The organism is Streptomyces sp. NPDC107654 (assembly GCF_055639035.1).
Genome location: NZ_JBVKBI010000008.1, coordinates 1 through 17,789, shown reverse-complemented (window position 1 = coordinate 17,789; position 17,789 = coordinate 1). Strand labels below are relative to the sequence as shown.

Sequence of the window (17,789 nt, the reverse complement as noted above, 5' to 3'; positions counted from 1 at the left end):
CCACGGCCCGGGGGCGGGGCCCGGGCCCAGGGGCCACCGCCGGGCGGCTTAAAGTGAACCGGTGAACGGCGACTGGCTCCTTCGCGGCCGAGACGGCCGGCTCAGTGTCTACCAGCTGTCGGGCGACGCCGTCCTGTGCCGGGCGGAGCGCGGCCCCGGCGGCCCCTGGTCCGCCCCCCGCAGGGTGGGCGGCGAGCAGCGGCTCCACTCCGTCCTGGCCGTCGGCCAGGGCGCCGACGGCTACGCCCATCTGGTCTCCTGGCGGCCCACCGTCAAGGGCGAGTCCGGACTGGTGCACTCCACGCACTTCCGCCCGCACCTGGCGGCCCTGGACTGGAACCCGGTCGGCCACCCGGACAAGAGGGGCGACCGGACCGGCACGCCCGCCGTCGCGGTGGACGCGCAGGGCCGCGCCCACGTCTTCGTCCGCAACAAGGGCGGCGGGGTGAGCATGCTCGCCCAGAAGGAGAAGGGCGGCTGGGACCCCTGGCGGGACCTCGAGGGCAAGGAGGTCCAGGACCAACTCACCGCCGTGACCGGGGAGTCCGGCCGGGTCGAGCTGTACGCGGCCGTCCCGCAGGGCCTGCTGTACTGGCGTCAGGAGCAGCCCGGCGCCCAGCCCGTCCTCCAGGAGACGCTCCAGGCCCCGGTCCGCCCGGGCACCCTGCGCGCGCTGGCCACCTCCCCGGACCGTACGACCGTCTTCTACACCGACACCTCCGGCGGCCTGTGCGCCTGGCGCCCGGGCGGCAAGCCGGTCACCCTGCTGCCCGCGGCCGGTTCGGGCCCGGTGTCGGCCGTCCGCTGCGAACTGGACGGCCACGACTGCACCCTGCTGGTCCAGCGGTCGGCGAGCCGCCGGGTCGCCTTCGCCGCGTACCCGACCGAACGGGAGTCGGCGGGCGCCTGGTGGACCGAGTCGGGCCCCGAACTCCCCCTGGACGCGCTGGTGTCGCTGACGACGGACGCGGACGGCCGGGTGGTGGCGGCAACGTTGTCCCCGTCGACCGGACGGCTCCTGCTGGCCCGGCGCAAGGACGAGCCGGGGCTGGCGCTGGAGGCGTGGCGCGAGGCCTGACCCCGCACGCGGAAGGGCCCCCGCCGGTGGCGGGGGCCCTTCTCGGTGTCACCGGGTGTTACGCGGGCACGCTCGCCACGCCCGGAGCCAGGAACTTCTTGCCGTTCACACGCTCCGAGACGCCCTCACGGTCCAGGTACGGGGTGATGCCGCCCAGGTGGAAGGGCCAGCCGGCGCCCGTGATCAGGCACAGGTCGATGTCCTGGGCCTCGGCGACGACGCCCTCGTCGAGCATGAGCCCGATCTCCTGCGCCACCGCGTCGAGGACACGGTCGCGGACCTGCTCCTCGGTCAGCACGGCATCGCCCTGCTTGAGCAGCGCGGCGACCTCCGGGTCCAGCTCCGGCTTGCCGCTGTCGTAGACGTAGAAGCCGCGCTTGCCCGCCTCCACGACCGCCTTGAGGTTCGGGGAGACCTTGAAGCGGTCCGGGAACGCGCCGTGCAGCGTCTCGGAGACGTGCAGGCCGATCGCCGGGCCGACCAGCTCCAGCAGCACCAGCGGGGACATCGGCAGACCGAGCGGCTCGATCGCCTTCTCGGCGACCTCGACCGGGGTGCCCTCGTCGATGACGTTCTGGATCTCGCCCATGAAGCGGGTCAGGATGCGGTTCACGACGAACGCCGGGGCGTCCTTGGTGAGGACCGCGGTCTTCTTCAGCTTCCTGGCGACGGCGAACGCGGTCGCGAGGGACGCGTCGTCGGTCTTCTCGCCGCGGACGATCTCCAGCAGCGGGAGGACGGCCACCGGGTTGAAGAAGTGGAAGCCGACGACCCGCTCGGGGTGCTTCAGCTTCGACGCCATCTCCGACACCGACAGCGAGGAGGTGTTGGTGGCGAGGATCGCGTGCGCCGGGGCGACCGCCTCGACCTCCGCGAACACCTGCTGCTTGACGCCGATCTCCTCGAACACCGCCTCGATGACGAAGTCGGCGTCCGCGAAGCCCTCGGCCTTGTCCAGGACACCGGTCACCAGCGCCTTCAGGCGGTTGGCCTTGTCCTGGTTGATCCGGCCCTTGCCGAGCAGCTTGTCGATCTCGGCGTGGACGTAGCCCACACCCTTGTCGACGCGCTCCTGGTCGATGTCGGTCAGCACGACCGGCACCTCGAGGCGGCGCAGGAAGAGCAGTGCCAGCTGGGAGGCCATCAGGCCGGCGCCGACGACACCGACCTTGGTGACCGGGCGGGCCAGGTTCTTGTCCGGGGCGCCGGCGGGACGCTTGCCGCGCTTCTGGACGAGGTTGAAGGCGTAGATGCCGGCACGCAGCTCGCCGCCCATGATCAGGTCGGCGAGGGCCTGGTCCTCGGCGTCGAAGCCCTGCTGGAGGTCCTCGTTCCGGGCGGCGTCGATGATGTCCAGGGCGCGGTAGGCGGCCGGAGCGGCGCCGTGCACCTTGCCGTCCGCGATGAAGCGGCCCCTGGCGACGGCCTGGTCCCAGGCCTCGCCGCGGTCGATCACGGGACGCTCGACCGTGACGTCGCCCTTGAGCACCTGGGCGGTCCACAGCAGCGACTGCTCCAGGAAGTCGGCGCCCTCGAAGAGCGCGTCCGCGATCCCGAGCTCGAAGACCTGCCGGCCCTTGAGCTGCTTGTTCTGGTTCAGGCTGTTCTCGATGATGACCGAGACGGCCTTGTCGGCGCCGATCAGGTTCGGCAGCAGGGTGCAGCCGCCCCAGCCGGGGACCAGACCGAGGAAGACCTCGGGCAGCGAGAACGCCGGGATCGCCTTGGAGACGGTCCGGTAGGTGCAGTGCAGGCCGACCTCGACACCGCCGCCCATCGCCGCGCCGTTGTAGTACGCGAAGGTCGGCACGGCCAGCTTCGCCAGGCGCTTGAAGACCTCGTGGCCGCCCTTGCCGATGGCGAGCGCGTGCTCGTGCTCCTTCAGCAGCTCGACGCCCTTGAGGTCGGCGCCGACGGCGAAGATGAACGGCTTGCCGGTGATGCCGACGCCGACGATGTCGCCGTCCGCGGCCTCCTTCTCGACCTGGTCGATGGCGGTGTTCAGGTTCGCCAGCGACGCCGGGCCGAAGGTGGTCGGCTTGGTGTGGTCCAGGCCGTTGTCCAGCGTGATCAGCGCGAAGCGGCCGGCGCCGGACGGGAGGTCGAGGTGGCGTACGTGCGCGGACGTCACGACCTCGTCGGGGAACAGGTCCGAGGCCTGCTTCAGAAGCTCGGCGGTGGTGCTCACTTGTCCCCCTCGAAGTGCGGGTTCTCCCAGATGACCGTCGCGCCCATGCCGAAGCCGACGCACATGGTGGTCAGGCCGTAGCGGACGTGCGGCTGTTCCTCGAACTGGCGGGCCAGCTGCGTCATCAGACGGACGCCGGAGGAGGCCAGCGGGTGGCCGAAGGCGATGGCGCCGCCGTACTGGTTGACGCGCTCGTCGTCGTCCGCGATGCCGTAGTGGTCGAGGAAGGCCAGCACCTGGACGGCGAAGGCCTCGTTGATCTCGAACAGGCCGATGTCGGAGATGGACAGGCCCGCCTTGGCGAGGGCCTTCTCCGTGGCCGGGATCGGGCCGTAGCCCATGACCTCCGGCTCGACGCCCGCGAAGGCGTAGGAGACGAGGCGCATCCTGACCGGCAGGTCGTTCTCGCGGGCGAAGTCCTCGGAGGCGATGATCGAGGCGGTCGCACCGTCGTTCAGACCGGCCGCGTTGCCGGCGGTGACCCGGCCGTGGACGCGGAACGGCGTCTTCAGGCTCTGGAGGTTCTCCAGGGTCGTGCCCGGGCGCATCGGCTCGTCGGCGGTGACCAGGCCCCAGCCCGTCTCGCCGGCCTCCGCGTTGGTGCGGCGCACCGAGATCGGCACCAGGTCCTGCTGGATCTTGCCGTTGGCGTACGCCTTGGCGGCCTTCTCCTGCGAGCGCACCGCGTACTCGTCCGCGCGCAGCTTGGTGATCTGCGGGTAGCGGTCGTGCAGGTTCTCCGCGGTCATGCCCATGAACAGGGCCGACTCGTCCACCAGCTTCTCGCTCACGAACCGCGGGTTCGGGTCGACGCCCTCGCCCATCGGGTGGCGGCCCATGTGCTCGACACCACCGGCGATGACGGCGTCGTAGGCACCGAAGGCGATCGAACCGGCGGTGGTCGTCACGGCGGTCAGGGCGCCGGCGCACATGCGGTCGATCGAGTAGCCGGGCACGGACTGCGGCAGACCGGCGAGGATGCCGGCCGTGCGGCCGAGGGTCAGGCCCTGGTCACCGATCTGCGTGGTCGCGGCGATGGCGACCTCGTCGATCTTCTTGGGGTCCAGACCGGGGTTGCGGCGCAGCAGCTCCCGGATCGCCTTCACGACAAGGTCGTCGGCGCGGGTCTCGTGGTAGATGCCCTTCGGGCCCGCCTTGCCGAACGGGGTGCGGACGCCGTCGACGAAGACGACGTCCCTGACGGTACGAGGCACGATGGCTCTCCTCCAGATGCGGGATGGCACTGCTGCGTTGCGCTGAGCGCGCGCTCAGAACCCATGCTACTTATGAGTAACGTAGCTGCACAGTCCTGCCGGGGGGAGCGGTGAAGGTCACACCGCCGGGGGAGCCGTCGAACCCCTCGGCGTCAGGACCGGAGTGGGCACGGGATGCGAGCCCGGCCCCTCCCCGGTGATCACACCGAACAGGGTACGAGCCACCTGGGCCCCGAACCCGTGCACGTCATGGCTCATCGCCGACAGCGTCGGATGGGTCAGCCGGCACAGCTGTGAGTCGTCCCAGGCCAGCAGCGACACGTCCGCCGGCACCCGCAGCCCCATCTCCGCCGCCACCGACAGCCCGGCCACCGCCATGATGTCGTTGTCGTACACGATCGCCGTCGGCCGGTCGGACGGCGCGGCCGTGAGCAGGGACCGCGTCGCCCGCGCACCCGCGTCCCCCGAGAAGTCGGTCGAGACCTGCCACGCCCGGGTCAGCGCCAGCGCCCCCGCGGCCTCGTCGAACGCGGCACTGCGGATACCGGTGTGCCCCAGGGCCGCCGCCCCGCCGACCCGCGCGATGCGCCGGTGCCCCAGCGCCGCGAGGTACCGCACCGCCTCGGTGACGGCCGTGGCGTCGTCCGTCCACACCGAGGTGAGCCCCCCGGTCAGCGAGGGGTGGCCGACGGCGACCACCGGCAGCCCGAGCTGCCGGGCGGCCGGCACCCGGGGGTCGTCGGCGCGCAGGTCGACCAGGATCGAGCCGCCGACGTGCCGGCCCCGCCACCACGCGTCCAGCAGCCCGGCCTCCTCCTCCGGGCTGCGCACCAGCCGGAGCAGCAGCGAGCAGGAGTGCTCGCTCAGCACGCTCTCCACGCCCGAGACGAACTCCATGTAGAACGGCTCGAGGCCCAGCATCCGGGCCGGCCGGCAGACCGCCAGGCCCACCACGTCCACCCGCGCCCCGGCCAGCGACCGCGCGGTGTGGCTCGGGGCCCAGCCCAGGTCCCGGGCCGCCGCGAAGATCCGGTCGCGGGTGGCCTGCGACAGTCCCGGCTTGTGGTTGAAGGCCAGGGACACGGCTCCCTTGGACACACCGGCGCGGGCGGCGACGTCCTTGATGGTGACGCGGGGAGTCGGGGTCGAGGACATCAGAAGGGCTCCATGCAGGACAGCGCGGACCGCGCGGCGGACGGATCGGGAGTCTGCCAGCCGCGCACGCGGAACGTGACGCGTTCGCCGGGCAGCAGGGTGACCAGCCCCCGGTCGGTCCGCGCGGCCGGGTCCAGCCGGTCGGCCTGGAGCAGCAGGTCCCGCACCAGCGTACGGGCCGTCACGGTCACCGACCCCGGAGCCACCTCCACGGCGAACTCGGGTCGCGGGTAGGGGATTTCCCGGTCCGGTTCCGGGAAGTACAGGGCGCGCAGCCCGTCCGCGTCCGCGACCAGGAACTCCTCGGCGCCCGCCGGCTCCAGCCCGGGGGGAACCGGCACCTCGCCCACGGCACGCCGCTCCGCCTCGAACCGCACCCGCGCCTCCCCGGTCACGGCTCCCCCGACGGACATCCGCCGCAGCACCACCGTGCCCGCCCACGCCTCCGTCGCCTGGTTGACGGCCGCCAGCACCAGCCCCGACTGCCGCGCCCGAACCGTCAGCAGCCGGTCCGCGTACAGTCGTTTCAGCTCGTGGTACAGCGGCTTCTCCCGCCCGTCCCCGTCGATCGCCGCCCACGAGGTCACCGGCCAGCAGTCGTTGAGCTGCCAGACGACGGTGCCCGCGCACACCGGCCAGTGCGAGCGCCAGTGCTCGATCCCGGCGGCCACCGCACGCGCCTGGTTGACCTGGGTGAGGTAGTGCCAGCGGTCGAAGTCCCGCACCGGGGCGGCGAAACGGCGGGCGAGGCCGCGCTCCAGCTTGCCGTTGCCGTCGTCCGCCTTCTGGTGGTGCAGCATGCCGGGGGAGTCCGGGGCCAGGTCCTCCCCGGGCAGTGCCCGCCGCAGGGTGGCGTACGCGGGCGGTGCCTGCCAGCCGAACTCGGCCACGAACCGCGGCACGCTGTCGCGGTAGGCCGTGTAGTCCTCGCGGTTCCACACCTCCCACGAGTGATGGGTGCCGTGCGCCGGGTCGTTGGGGTGGTGGTCCCAGGAACCGGACCACGGGCTGCCCGCCGTGTACGGCCGCGTGGGGTCCAGCTCGGCCACCACCCGTGGCAGCAGGCCCAGGTAGTACCCCTCGCCCCAGGAGGCCCCGGCCAGCCGTCGCTCCCAGTCCCAGTCCCGGAACCCCCACAGGTTCTCGTTGTTGCCGTTCCACAGCACCAGTGAGGGGTGCGGCATCAGCCGTACGACGTTCTCCCGGGCCTCGGCCTCCACCTCGGAGCGCAGCGGCTGCTCCTCCGGGTAGGCCGCGCACGCGAACGGGAAGTCCTGCCAGACCAGCAGGCCCAGTTCGTCGCAGGCGTCGTAGAAGTCCTCGCTCTCGTAGATCCCGCCGCCCCAGACGCGGACGAGGTCCACGCCCGCCTCGGCGGCCTGCGTGAGCCGGTGCCGGTAGCGCTCGCGGGTGATCCGGGAGGGGAAGACGTCGTCCGGGATCCAGTTGACGCCCCGGGCGAACAGCCGCTCCCCGTTGACGGCCAGGGCGAACCCGGTGCCGTGCGCGTCCGGCCGGCGGTCCAGCTCCACGGTCCTGAAGCCGACCCGGCGCCGCCACACGTCCAGCGGCACGTCCTCGTGCAGCAGGGTCAACTCGACGTCGTACAGCGGCTGTTCGCCGTAGCCGCGCGGCCACCACAGGCGGGCGTCCGGCACTCGCAGCCGTACCGTCCCGGCGGAGCCCGCGAGGCCGGCCCGGGCCACCCGGCCGTCCGCCCGGGCCTCGACGGCGAGCCGCGCCTCCCCCCGGGTCCGCTCGACCTCGACGCGCAGCTCCACGACGCCGTCCCCCTCCTCGACGGTGACGAGCGGGCGCACCCGGCTGATCCGCGCCGTGGACCAGTGCTCCAGCCGCACCGGACGCCAGATTCCGGCCGTCACCAGCGTCGGACCCCAGTCCCAGCCGAAGGAGCAGGCCATCTTGCGCAGGTACGGGTAGGGCTCGGCGTAGGCGGCGGGCCGCTCGCCCAGCCGGTCCCGCACCGCCTCGGCCTCGGTGTAGGCGGAGGCGAACCGCACGGCCAGCGGGCCGTCCAGGCCGGTCACGGGGAAGCGGTGGGAGCGGTGCATGTTCCGCGTCCGGCCGAGCCGCCGGCCGTCCACGGTGATCTCGGCGGCGGTGTCGAGCCCGTCGAAGACCAGGTCGGTCCGCTCGTGCCCGGAGCCGGTCCGCAGCCGCGTCGCGTATGTCCACGCCCGCCGGCCCACCCACGCCACCTCGTGCTCGTGCGCGCCGAGGTACGGGTCCGGGATCACCCCGGCCGCGAGCAGATCGGTGTGCACGCACCCCGGCACCCGGGCCGGCAGGTCCGCCCCGTCGTACCGCAGGGTCCAGCCGTCGGTGAGCGGTGTGACCTCCAGCATGCGCACTCCCTAAACCGGTCGATGCCTGTCCTGGACGTGCTTTTCCCATCCTTGGCGGGATTGGGACTTTACCGGTTGAGAAAGCGCTGTCAGAGTGCCGAACCAGCCAACCGCGCACGTGCTCGTCCGTCACTTCCCGAACGGAGCTGATGCACATGAACCGCCGTACGACCCTTGCCACGGCCGTGGGGGCCGCCGCGCTGCTGCTCGCGGGCTGCACCGGAACCGGAGGCGCCACGAAGGGCGAGGACGCCGAGGCGCCCACCGACCCGGCCCGGGTGAGCGGGACCATCACGGTCCTCACCCAGCGCACCGACCTCGTGCAGGACGGCACGATGGACCGGTACGCGGCCGCGTTCAACCGGACGTACCCCAGGGTGAAGGTGAAGTTCCAGGCCCTCACCGACTACGAGTCCGAGGTCAAGATCCGGATGAACACCGAGAAATACGGTGACGTCCTGATGATCCCCGGAGTCGTCAAGAAGAGCGACTACCCGCGGTTCTTCGCCTCCCTCGGCACCCGGGCCGAGCGTGCGGAGAAGTACCGGTTCACCGACTTCACCACCGTCGACGGCAAGGTGTACGGCCAGAGCCCCATCGGCGTCGTCCCCGGCTTCGTCTACAACAAGCGCGTCTGGAAGCGGGCCGGGGTCACCCGGTGGCCCACCACCCCCGCCGAGTTCCTCGCCGACCTGAAGGCCGTCAAGCGGAAGACCGGCGCGATCCCGTACTACACCAACTTCGCCGCCGGCTGGACCCTGGCCTCCTGGACCTTCGTCAACGGCTCCGTGCACTGCGACACCGGGGCCACCACGAAGCTCGCCGGGGGCGACCCGTGGGCCGACGGCGCCGACCTGCGCGTCGGCGACACCCTCCTCTACGACATCGTCCACCAGGGGCTGGCCGAGAAGGACCCGACGACCACCAACTGGGAGGCCTCCAAGGGGCGGCTGGCGAAGGGCGAGATCGCCACGGAGTGGCTCGGCACCTGGGCGGTCATCCAGTTCCGGGACGCGGCGAAGAAGGCCGGCCGCAACCCCGACGACATCGGCTTCATGCCCTTCCCCGCCCAGGTGGGCGGAGAGTTCTGCGCGGTGGCCGGCCCCGACTACCACCAGGCCGTCAACATCCACTCCCCGCACAAGGAGGCGGCCCGCGCCTGGATCGACTGGTTCACCGACACGTCCGGCTACGACAGGGACAACCTGGCGGTCTCCCCGCTCAAGGACGCGCCCCTGCCGAGCGTCCTCAAGCCGTACGAGGACGCGGGCGTGAAGCTCATCGAGCTGGACGACACCGCCGGCGCGCGGGTCAAGCGGATCGACTCCGAGTCCGAGGTCGGCATCAACGCCCCCGACTACCGCCGGAAGCTCGTCGACCTCGCCCGCGGCGCCCGAGGCGGCAGCCTCGACGGCTTCCTGGACGACCTCGGGAGGAAGTGGACCGGGGCGGCGAAGCGGGTGGGGTCCTGATGCGGCGGCGCGCGCTCACCCCCTGGCTGTTCCTGATCGCCCCGCTCGCCCTGCTGGTCACCTTCACCTACGCGCCGATCGTCAACATGGCCGCGTACAGCTTCACCGACTGGGACGGCGTCAGCCCCGAACTCCACTACACCGGCGCCCACAACTACACGGAGATCTTCACCCGGCCGGACCTCTTCGAGGTCTTCTTCGTCAGCGGCTACTACCTGGCCGCCTCCGCCGTGCAGATCGTCGCCGCGCTCTACTTCGCGACGGTCCTCAGCTTCCGCGTCCGCTTCCGGAACTTCTTCAAGGGCGTGCTGTTCTTCCCGTCCCTGATCAACGGCGTGGCGATCGGCTTCGTCTTCCTGTACTTCTTCCAGGACGGCGGCACCCTCGACACCGTGCTCGGCCTGTTCGGCGTGCACACCGACCACGCCTGGCTGGGCAGCCCGCTGTCCGCGAACACCTCACTGGCCGGTGTCTCGGTGTGGCGCTACCTGGGCATGAACTTCGTGCTCTTCCTCGGCGCGATCCAGTCCATCCCCGGCGAGCTGTACGAGGCGGCCGAACTGGACGGCGCCAACCGCTGGCAGCAGTTCCGCCACATCATCGCCCCCGGCATCCGGCCGGTCGTCACCCTCACGGTCGTCCTCTCCGTCTCGGGCTCCCTGTCGGTCTTCGAGGTGCCCTACATCATGACCGGGGGCGCCACCGGCACCGAGACGTTCGTGACCCAGACGGTGAAGCTGGCCTTCCAGTACAACAAGACCGGGCTCGCCTCGGCGGCCGCCGTCGTCCTGCTGCTGATCGTCCTGGCGGTGACCTGGCTGCAACGGCGGCTCGTCCCCGACGACCGGGTGGACCTCGTATGACCCGCCCGACGCGCCGTCTCGTCGCCCGTGCCCTGGTCTACACGAGCCTGGTGGCAGCCACGCTCGTCGTGCTGCTCCCGCTCGCCGTCGTCCTGCTCACCTCCCTGAAGTCCTCCCGGGAGATGGCCGACGGCAGCGGGGCTCTCACCCCGCCCGACGACCTCCTGAACCTCCACAACTACGTGACCGCCTTCCGGGACGGCCGGATGCTCCGGGCGTTCGGCAACACGCTCTTCATCGTGGTGTTCGCCATCGGCGGCACGGTCCTGATCGGCTCGATGACGGCCTACGCCATCGACCGGTTCACCTTCCGTTTCAAGAAGGCCGTGGTGGCGCTGTTCCTGCTGGCCGCGCTGGTCCCCGGGGTGACCACCCAGGTGGCGACCTTCCAGATCGTGACCGGCTTCGGCCTCTTCGACACCCGCTGGGCGCCGATCGCGCTCTACCTGGGCACGGACATCGTCTCGATCTACATCTTCCTGCAGTTCATCCGCTCGATCCCGGTCTCCCTGGACGAGGCGGCCCGGCTGGACGGCGCCAACGCGTTCACCGTCTACCGCCGGATCATCCTGCCGCTGCTGAAACCGGCGATCGCGACGGTGGTGATCGTGAAGGGGATCGCCGTCTACAACGACTTCTACATCCCCTTCCTCTACATGCCCTCCCAGGATCTTGGCGTGATCTCGACGTCCCTGTTCCGCTTCCGCGGCCCCTACGGCGCCCACTGGGAGGTCATCTCGGCGGGAACGGTCCTGGTGATCCTGCCGACGCTGATCGTCTTCCTCGCGCTCCAGCGGTTCGTCTACAACGGCTTCATGCGGGGAGCGACGCGGTGAGGCGTTCCTCGCGCCGCCTAGGTGTGCTGTCCCGGGACGTTGGTGACACGCGTGCTGGGTGCTTGAACAGGTGAGGGCCTTCTGGGTTCGGTGTGGATTGCGACATCTACCGCCGACCGCCAGGAGGCCCTCGTGTCCCACCGTAATGCCCCGCTGACTCCGACCGGCAGGCTGCGTCTGGCCCGGTGTGTCGTGGACGACGGCTGGCCGTTGCGGCGGGCTGCGGAGCGCTTCCAGGTCAGCCACACCACCGCCGCCCGCTGGGCGAGCCGCTACCGGCAGCTGGGCGAGGCCGGAATGCACGACCGCTCCAGCCGCCCGCACCACAGCCCGCGCCAGACTCCTGCCGCGGTCGAGCTGCAGGTCGTGCGGCTTCGGCGCCAGCACCGTATCGGGCCGGTGCGGCTGGCTGCCCGAGCCGGTGTCGCCGCTTCCACCGCCCACCGCATCCTGGTCCGGCACGGCCTGCCCGCCCTGGCCGCCACGGACCGGGCCACCGGCGAGCCCGTCCGCCGCTACGAACGCGCTCGGCCCGGCGAACTGGTCCACATCGACGTCAAGAAACTCGGCCGCATCCCCGACGGCGGCGGCCACAAAGTCCTGGGCCGGGCGGCCGGCAGCCCGAACAAGGACCGCCGCAACGGAGCCGGATACGCCTACCTGCACACCGCCCTGGACGACCACACCCGCCTCGCCTACACCGAAGACCTGCCCGACGAGAAGGCCGCCACCTGCGCCGGCTTCCTGCGGCGAGCGGTCGCCTGGTTCGCCGAATGCGGCGTGACCGTCGAACGCGTTCTGACCGACAACGCCTGGGCCTACACCAAGAACACCTGGCGCGACACCTGCCACGACCTGGGCATCAGCCCCCGCTGGACCCGGCCCTGGCGCCCGCAGACCAACGGCAAGGTCGAACGCTTCCACCGCACCCTGCTCGAGGAATGGGCCTACCACCGGCCCTACACCTCAGACGCCGAACGGCAGGCAGCGTTTCCCGACTGGCTGGACTGGTACAACTACCACCGACCCCACACCGGCATCAGCGGCCAACCACCAGCCAGCCGCGTCACCAACCTCTCCGGACAGCACACCTAGGCGTCCTTGGCCATCAGCGCGTCCACCAGCACCGGCGTCACCAGCTCCACCTGCCACGCCCGCGCGCCGTAGCCGGCCAGCGCCGCCTCCACGGAGCCGGCGTCGGCCACCTTCGGCGGCTCCCAGCAGATCCTGCGGACCGTGTCCGGGGAGATCACGTTCTCCTGGGGCATGTTGAGCCGCTCGGCGAGAGCGGTCACCCCCGCCCGCGCGGCGGACAGCCGGGCCGCGGCGGCGGGGTCCTTGTCGGCCCAGGCCCGCGGCGGCGGCGGACCGGTCACCGGCTGACCCGGCTGCGGCAGGGAGCTGTCGGGCAGGGCCTTGGCCCGGTCCACCGCGGCCTGCCACTGCTCCAGCTGGCGCCGACCCATCCGGTGCCCGAACCCGTTCAGCCCGGCGAGGACGTGCACATTGCCCGGCAGGGCCAGCGCGGCCTCCACGATGGCCGCGTCGCTGAGCACCTTGCCCGGCGACACGTCCCGGCGCTGGGCGATCCGGTCCCGCGTCAGCCACAGCTCCCGGACGACGGCGAGCTGCCGGCGGCGGCGCACCTTGTGCATCCCGGACGTCCGGCGCCAGGGGTCCTTCCTCGGCTCGGCGGGCGGCGCGCTCGCGATCGCGTCGAACTCCTGGAGCGCCCACTCCAGCTTGCCCTGCCGGTCCAGCTCCTTCTCCAGGGCGTCCCGCAGGTCGACGAGGAGCTCGACGTCGAGGGCGGCGTACCGCAGCCAGGGCTCGGGCAGCGGCCGGGTCGACCAGTCGACGGCGGAATGGCCCTTCTCCAGGACGAAGCCGAGCACGCCCTCCACCATCGCGCCGAGGCCGACCCGGGGAAACCCGGCGAGCCGGCCGGCCAGCTCGGTGTCGAACAGGCGGGTCGGGACCATGCCTATCTCGCGCAGGCACGGCAGGTCCTGGGTGGCCGCGTGCAGCACCCACTCGACGCCGGACAGGGCCTCGCCGAGTCCGGACAGGTCGGGACAGGCGACCGGGTCGATCAGCGCGGTCCCGGCGCCCTCGCGGCGCAGCTGCACCAGGTAGGCGCGCTGGCCGTAGCGGTAGCCGGAGGCACGCTCGGCGTCCACGGCGACGGGGCCGGAGCCGGCGGCGAACGCGGCGGTCACCCGCGCGAGGCCGGCCTCGTCGGCGACCACGGGCGGGATGCCCTCGCGGGGTTCGAGCAACGGTGTCGGCGCCCCCGTCACAGAAGATCCGGCGTCGTCCGGAGGGGTGCCTCCGGTGATACGCAGGGAACTGTCTGCTGCGGTGTCTTGGGCGTCGGTCACCTGTCAAGGGTATCCGTGTATGGACGGCGCCCGTCGACGGAACGTTCCGTCGACGGGCGCTGGAGGGTCGTAAACCAGTCAGATCGGGGCACGGGCCGGTTCACGTGAGTGAACCCGGGATTCCGTCGAACGGGGTATGGGGTGGGCTCAGTGGATGATCCCGGTGCGCAGGGCCACGGCGACCATGCCGGCGCGGTCGCCCGTGCCGAGCTTGCGGGCGATGCGGGCGAGGTGGCTCTTCACGGTGAGCGCGGACAGGCCCATGGACACGCCGATCGCCTTGTTCGACTGGCCCTCCGCGACCAGCCGCAGCACCTCGACCTCGCGTCCGGACAGCTCGCGGTAGCCGCCCGGGTGGCTCGGGGCACCCGGGGGGCGGCGGTGCATGCGGGCGGCGGCGCCGAGGGGCGCGGCACCGGGTCGGGAGGGGAGCCCGATGTTGGTGCGGGTGCCGGTGACGACGTAGCCCTTGACGCCCCCGGCCAGGGCGTTGCGGACCGCGCCGATGTCGTCGGCGGCGGACAGGGCGAGTCCGTTGGGCCAGCCCGCGGCGCGGGTCTCGGACAGGAGGGTGAGGCCGGAGCCGTCGGGGAGGTGGACGTCGGCGACGCAGATGTCGCGCGGGTTGCCGATGCGGGGACGAGCCTCCGCGATGGACGAGGCCTCGATGACGTCGCGCACGCCGAGCGCCCACAGGTGGCGGGTGACGGTGGAGCGGACGCGGGGGTCGGCCACGACCACCATGGCGGTCGGCTTGTTCGGGCGGTAGGCGACCAGGCTTGCGGGTTGCTCAAGGAGAACGGACACCAGGCCTCCTGGGTGGGGGACGGGGCCGGCTTGTGGGGAGGAAGCCGGGACGAACCGTGCTTTCAAGGTCACAGTCGTCTTCGGCAGCAAACTCGTCCGCCTTTAGAGAATGATCACGATCTAGTGAGTAACAATCTGTGCAATTCGGACACGCGATCGATCATCCGAAGATCAAGTCGGTTCGAGCGGGTGCGATTCGAGTGCGGAAAGTGGCCGTATCGACAAAGAGATGGTCAACAGGGCGTTTCGCGGGTGACCGGTCAGCGCGACTGTGGACCGCGGCGCTGCGGCAGGGTCACCACCGACGCGTCCCCCGGACCGGCCGGCGGCAGGCCCGCCACCTGCGCCAGCAGATCGCACCAGGCGGCCAGGTGCGCCGCCGTGTCCGGTACCCCGCCCAGCCCCTCCCGCGGCGTCCAGGACGCCCGGATCTCGATCTGCGAGGCGGCCGGCCGCTCGGCGAGCCCCCCGAAGTAGTGCGAACTGGCACGCGTGATCGTGCCGCTCGGCTCGCCGTAGCCCAGCCCGCGCGCCCCCAGCGCCCCGGTCAGCCACGACCAGCACACCTCCGGCAGCAGCGGATCCGCCGCCATCTCCGGCTCCAGCTCCGCGCGCACCAGTGTCACCAGCCGGAACGTGCCCCGCCAGGCCTCGTGCCCGGCCGGGTCGTGCAGCAGCACCAGCCGCCCGTCGGCCAGCTCCTGCTCGCCGTCGACCACCACCGCCTCCAGCGCGTACGCGTACGGCGCGAGCCGCTGCGGGGCGGGCGTCGGCTCCACCTCCACCTGCGGCCTCAGCCGACAGCCGCGCAGGGCCTCGACCGCGGTGCGGAAAGCCGGCGGACCCGAGGCACCGGGGTGCCCGTCCGCCTCCTCGGTGTCCTTCACGTCGTCCGTTCCGTCAGCGCTGTCCGACATTCGTCCGTGAGCCGCAGCCATGCGGGGAAGAGTAAGGGGAAGCGGGGCCCGGTGCAGGGCAAGACACAGTCGGCGGCCCCGGGCAGTCGCGCTCCGCGGGCCGCCCGCACGCCGGGCGGGGACCGCTTTCGGCGGCATGCGAAACTTGCCTCGTGACCGCCAACGAGACCCCGCAGCCGACAGCGACGTACGACAGCGCCTTCCTCAGGGCGTGCAGGCGCGAGCCCGTGCCGCACACCCCCGTGTGGTTCATGCGCCAGGCCGGCCGCTCCCTGCCCGAGTACCGCAAGGTGCGCGAGGGCGTGCCGATGCTGGAGTCCTGCATGCGGCCCGAGCTGGTCACCGAGATCACGCTCCAGCCGGTGCGCCGGCACGACGTGGACGCGGCGATCTTCTTCAGCGACATCGTGGTCCCGCTGAAGGCCATCGGTCTCGACCTCGACATCAAGCCCGGCGTCGGCCCGGTCGTCGAGCAGCCCGTCCGCACCCGCGCCGACCTGGCCCGGCTGCGCGACCTCACCCCCGAGGACGTCCCGTACGTCACCGAGGCCATCGGCATGCTCACCCGCGAGCTGGGCGCCACCCCGCTGATCGGGTTCGCGGGCGCGCCGTTCACCCTCGCGAGCTACCTGGTCGAGGGCGGTCCCTCGCGCACGTACGAGAACGCCAAGGCGATGATGTACGGCGACCCCGAGCTGTGGGCCGACCTGCTGGACCGGCTCGCCGACATCACGGCCGCCTTCCTGAAGGTCCAGATCGAGGCCGGCGCGAGCGCCGTCCAGCTCTTCGACTCCTGGGCCGGCGCCCTGGCCCCGGCGGACTACCGGAACTCGGTCATGCCCGCCTCCGCGAAGGTCTTCGACGCGGTCGCCGGGTACGGCGTCCCGCGCATCCACTTCGGCGTGGGCACCGGCGAGCTGCTGAAACTCATGGGCGAGGCCGGCGCGGACGTCGTCGGCGTCGACTGGCGCGTCCCGCTGGACGAGGCCGCCCGCCGTGTCGGCCCAGGCAAGGCGCTCCAGGGCAACCTGGACCCGACCGTCCTGTTCACCGACAAGGACACCGTCGCCGCCAAGGCCCGCGAGGTGCTCGACGCCGCCGCCGGCCTGGAGGGCCACGTCTTCAACCTCGGCCACGGCGTCATGCCGAGCACCGACCCGGACGCGCTGACCCGGCTCGTGGAGTACGTCCACACCGCCACCGCGCGCTGAGCCGCGGGCCGGCTCACCACGAGTAGTGGGGTCGCGCGCGCCTGCCGAACAGCAGGCCGGGCGGCTCCGGCGGGGGCGGCGTACCGGGCTTGAGCGGCCAGGCGAGCAGCATGCCCGCCACGAAGCCGACCACGTGCGCCGCGTACGCCACCGTGCCCGCGCCGGACACCCCGTGCCCGGACGAGTACACCGCCTGGAGCCCGAACCAGAAGCCCAGCACCAGCCACGCGGGCAGGCGCAGCGGCAGGAACACCAGGAACGGCACCAGGACCCACACCCTGGCCTTCGGGTACAGCACCAGGTAGGCGCCGAGGACCCCGGCGATCGCGCCCGACGCGCCGATCAGGGGGTCGCCGGAGGTGTCGTTGAGCAGGGCGAAGCCGTAGCCGGCCGCGTAGCCGCAGACGACGTAGAAGAGGAAGTAGCGGATGTGGCCCATCCGGTCCTCGACGTTGTTGCCGAAGATCAGCAGGAAGAGCATGTTGCCCAGCAGGTGCAGCCAGCCGCCGTGCAGGAACATCGCCGTGAACACCGACAGCGCCGGGGACTTGTCGTAGTCGGGTGGAGCCACGACACAGCCCGCGCCGTGCGGGCCCACGCCGATGCCTCCGGTCGGCACCATCCGCGGCATCTGATGGTGGATCAGTTCACGGGGGACGGCCGCGTACTGGTCCATGAAGGCCTGGAGGTGGCACAGCTGCACCAGGTCACCGCTGCCGGCCACGGAACCGGCTATGCCGGGCGTGGTGACGAACACCAGCACGTTGGCGGCGATGAGCGCGTACGTCACCCAGGGCGTGCGGCGCACCGGGTTCACGTCATGCACGGGGATGACCACACAGGAGTAGTGCCCGCGATCGGCCGTGCGAATCGGTGAACGCCACCGGGCGGGTGTGCGTATCCCTCCTCAACCGACGTGAGGATCAGGCGATGACGAACGCTCCGCAGCTCCCGGCGATGCACGCCCTGCCCGACGGCGAGGCCGAGCTGTCCCTGGTGGTACGGCTTCCCTGGGAGGACGTCGCGCGGCTCGGCCAAGAGGCGGGGCGGCTGGCCTCGCAGATGCAGCGGCCCGTGACGCTCGACGAGGCGGTGAGCTACCGGCTGCGGTCCACCCGCCCCACGGCCACCCACGCCAAACCCTCCGGGGAGCAGCCGGCGGCCGTGTCCTCGGCGGTCACGTCGCTGCCTCGGATCAGCGGGACGGCCTAGGTGTGCTGTCCGGAGAGGTTGGTGACGCGGCTGGCTGGTGGTTGGCCGCTGATGCCGGTGTGGGGTCGGTGGTAGTTGTACCAGTCCAG

General features: G+C 71.8%; 15 protein-coding genes. 7 read left to right on the top strand and 8 right to left on the bottom strand.

What is annotated here, in order from left to right; genetic code table 11:
• Positions 1-61: 61 nt before the first annotated feature.
• Positions 62-1,078, top strand: coding sequence for a PLL family lectin (locus ACZ7N4_RS16290; protein ID WP_471358862.1), 1,017 nt, complete (start codon positions 62-64; stop codon positions 1,076-1,078).
• A 58-nt stretch (positions 1,079-1,136) separates the two neighbouring features.
• Here the strand turns inward: ACZ7N4_RS16290 and ACZ7N4_RS16285 are convergent, their stop codons facing one another.
• From ACZ7N4_RS16285 to ACZ7N4_RS16270, 4 genes are all read right to left on the bottom strand, one after another.
• The gene (locus ACZ7N4_RS16285) at positions 1,137-3,266 is read right to left on the bottom strand and encodes a 3-hydroxyacyl-CoA dehydrogenase NAD-binding domain-containing protein (RefSeq protein ID WP_471358859.1); all 2,130 of its coding nucleotides are present in this window, start codon (positions 3,264-3,266) and stop codon (positions 1,137-1,139) included.
• Positions 3,263-4,480, bottom strand: a complete 1,218-nt coding sequence (locus ACZ7N4_RS16280; protein WP_471358856.1) for a thiolase family protein — start codon at positions 4,478-4,480, stop codon at positions 3,263-3,265. The genes ACZ7N4_RS16285 and ACZ7N4_RS16280 overlap by 4 nt, the downstream gene beginning before the upstream one ends.
• Positions 4,481-4,597: 117 nt before the next feature.
• The gene (locus ACZ7N4_RS16275) at positions 4,598-5,635 is read right to left on the bottom strand and encodes a LacI family DNA-binding transcriptional regulator (protein WP_471358854.1); all 1,038 of its coding nucleotides are present in this window, start codon (positions 5,633-5,635) and stop codon (positions 4,598-4,600) included.
• A complete protein-coding gene (locus ACZ7N4_RS16270) occupies positions 5,635-8,001 on the bottom strand; it encodes a glycoside hydrolase family 2 protein (protein ID WP_471358851.1) in 2,367 nt (788 codons plus the stop codon). Before ACZ7N4_RS16270 ends, ACZ7N4_RS16275 begins: the two co-directional genes overlap by 1 nt.
• 155 nt (positions 8,002-8,156) lie before the next feature.
• On the opposite strand from ACZ7N4_RS16270, the gene ACZ7N4_RS16265 reads away from it, so the two are divergent.
• The 4 genes from ACZ7N4_RS16265 (at position 8,157) to ACZ7N4_RS16250 (ending at position 12,267) form a co-directional block, all read left to right on the top strand.
• Entirely contained in the window at positions 8,157-9,473 is a 1,317-nt protein-coding gene (locus ACZ7N4_RS16265) for an ABC transporter substrate-binding protein (RefSeq protein WP_471358849.1), read from the top strand.
• A complete protein-coding gene (locus tag ACZ7N4_RS16260) occupies positions 9,473-10,336 on the top strand; it encodes a carbohydrate ABC transporter permease (RefSeq protein ID WP_471358846.1) in 864 nt (287 codons plus the stop codon). The genes ACZ7N4_RS16265 and ACZ7N4_RS16260 overlap by 1 nt, the downstream gene beginning before the upstream one ends.
• Positions 10,333-11,172 carry a carbohydrate ABC transporter permease gene (locus tag ACZ7N4_RS16255; protein ID WP_471358843.1) on the top strand — a complete coding sequence of 280 codons (840 nt, stop codon included), beginning with the start codon at positions 10,333-10,335 and terminating at the stop codon, positions 11,170-11,172. Before ACZ7N4_RS16260 ends, ACZ7N4_RS16255 begins: the two co-directional genes overlap by 4 nt.
• 132 nt (positions 11,173-11,304) lie before the next feature.
• Complete coding sequence (locus ACZ7N4_RS16250; RefSeq protein ID WP_471358840.1) at positions 11,305-12,267, top strand: IS481 family transposase; 963 nt, start codon at positions 11,305-11,307, stop codon at positions 12,265-12,267.
• Here ACZ7N4_RS16250 and ACZ7N4_RS16245 read toward each other — a convergent pair.
• From ACZ7N4_RS16245 to ACZ7N4_RS16235, 3 genes are all read right to left on the bottom strand, one after another.
• Positions 12,264-13,553: a ribonuclease D gene (locus tag ACZ7N4_RS16245; RefSeq protein ID WP_471358838.1), complete on the bottom strand. Its 1,290-nt coding sequence runs from the start codon at positions 13,551-13,553 to the stop codon at positions 12,264-12,266. The two genes, ACZ7N4_RS16250 and ACZ7N4_RS16245, sit on opposite strands and share 4 nt — an antisense overlap.
• A 147-nt stretch (positions 13,554-13,700) precedes the next feature.
• Positions 13,701-14,360, bottom strand: coding sequence for a LuxR C-terminal-related transcriptional regulator (locus ACZ7N4_RS16240; protein WP_161290719.1), 660 nt, complete (start codon positions 14,358-14,360; stop codon positions 13,701-13,703).
• 260 nt (positions 14,361-14,620) lie between these two features.
• Positions 14,621-15,298: a DUF3000 domain-containing protein gene (locus tag ACZ7N4_RS16235; RefSeq protein WP_467923482.1), complete on the bottom strand. Its 678-nt coding sequence runs from the start codon at positions 15,296-15,298 to the stop codon at positions 14,621-14,623.
• 131 nt (positions 15,299-15,429) lie between these two features.
• On the opposite strand from ACZ7N4_RS16235, the gene hemE reads away from it, so the two are divergent.
• Entirely contained in the window at positions 15,430-16,488 is a 1,059-nt protein-coding gene (gene hemE, locus ACZ7N4_RS16230) for a uroporphyrinogen decarboxylase (protein ID WP_471358834.1), read from the top strand.
• Between the two features lie 13 nt (positions 16,489-16,501).
• Here hemE and ACZ7N4_RS16225 read toward each other — a convergent pair whose 3' ends face one another.
• Positions 16,502-17,326: a rhomboid family intramembrane serine protease gene (locus tag ACZ7N4_RS16225; RefSeq protein ID WP_471358832.1), complete on the bottom strand. Its 825-nt coding sequence runs from the start codon at positions 17,324-17,326 to the stop codon at positions 16,502-16,504.
• A gap of 92 nt (positions 17,327-17,418) precedes the next feature.
• On the opposite strand from ACZ7N4_RS16225, the gene ACZ7N4_RS16220 reads away from it, so the two are divergent.
• Positions 17,419-17,700: a hypothetical protein gene (locus ACZ7N4_RS16220; RefSeq protein ID WP_467923479.1), complete on the top strand. Its 282-nt coding sequence runs from the start codon at positions 17,419-17,421 to the stop codon at positions 17,698-17,700.
• Positions 17,701-17,789 lie beyond the last annotated feature (89 nt).

What these genes read in the sequence shown, in the direction of transcription:
- ACZ7N4_RS16265 (WP_471358849.1), top strand. Translation starts at nt 8,157, where the DNA reads ATGAACCGCCGTACGACCCTTGCCACGGCCGTGGGGGCCGCCGCGCTG.
- ACZ7N4_RS16260 (WP_471358846.1), top strand. Translation starts at nt 9,473, where the DNA reads ATGCGGCGGCGCGCGCTCACCCCCTGGCTGTTCCTGATCGCCCCGCTC.
- ACZ7N4_RS16275 (WP_471358854.1), bottom strand. Translation starts at nt 5,635, where the DNA reads ATGTCCTCGACCCCGACTCCCCGCGTCACCATCAAGGACGTCGCCGCC.
- ACZ7N4_RS16235 (WP_467923482.1), bottom strand. Translation starts at nt 15,298, where the DNA reads ATGGCTGCGGCTCACGGACGAATGTCGGACAGCGCTGACGGAACGGAC.
- ACZ7N4_RS16255 (WP_471358843.1), top strand. Translation starts at nt 10,333, where the DNA reads ATGACCCGCCCGACGCGCCGTCTCGTCGCCCGTGCCCTGGTCTACACG.
- ACZ7N4_RS16220 (WP_467923479.1), top strand. Translation starts at nt 17,419, where the DNA reads ATGACGAACGCTCCGCAGCTCCCGGCGATGCACGCCCTGCCCGACGGC.
- ACZ7N4_RS16270 (WP_471358851.1), bottom strand. Translation starts at nt 8,001, where the DNA reads ATGCTGGAGGTCACACCGCTCACCGACGGCTGGACCCTGCGGTACGAC.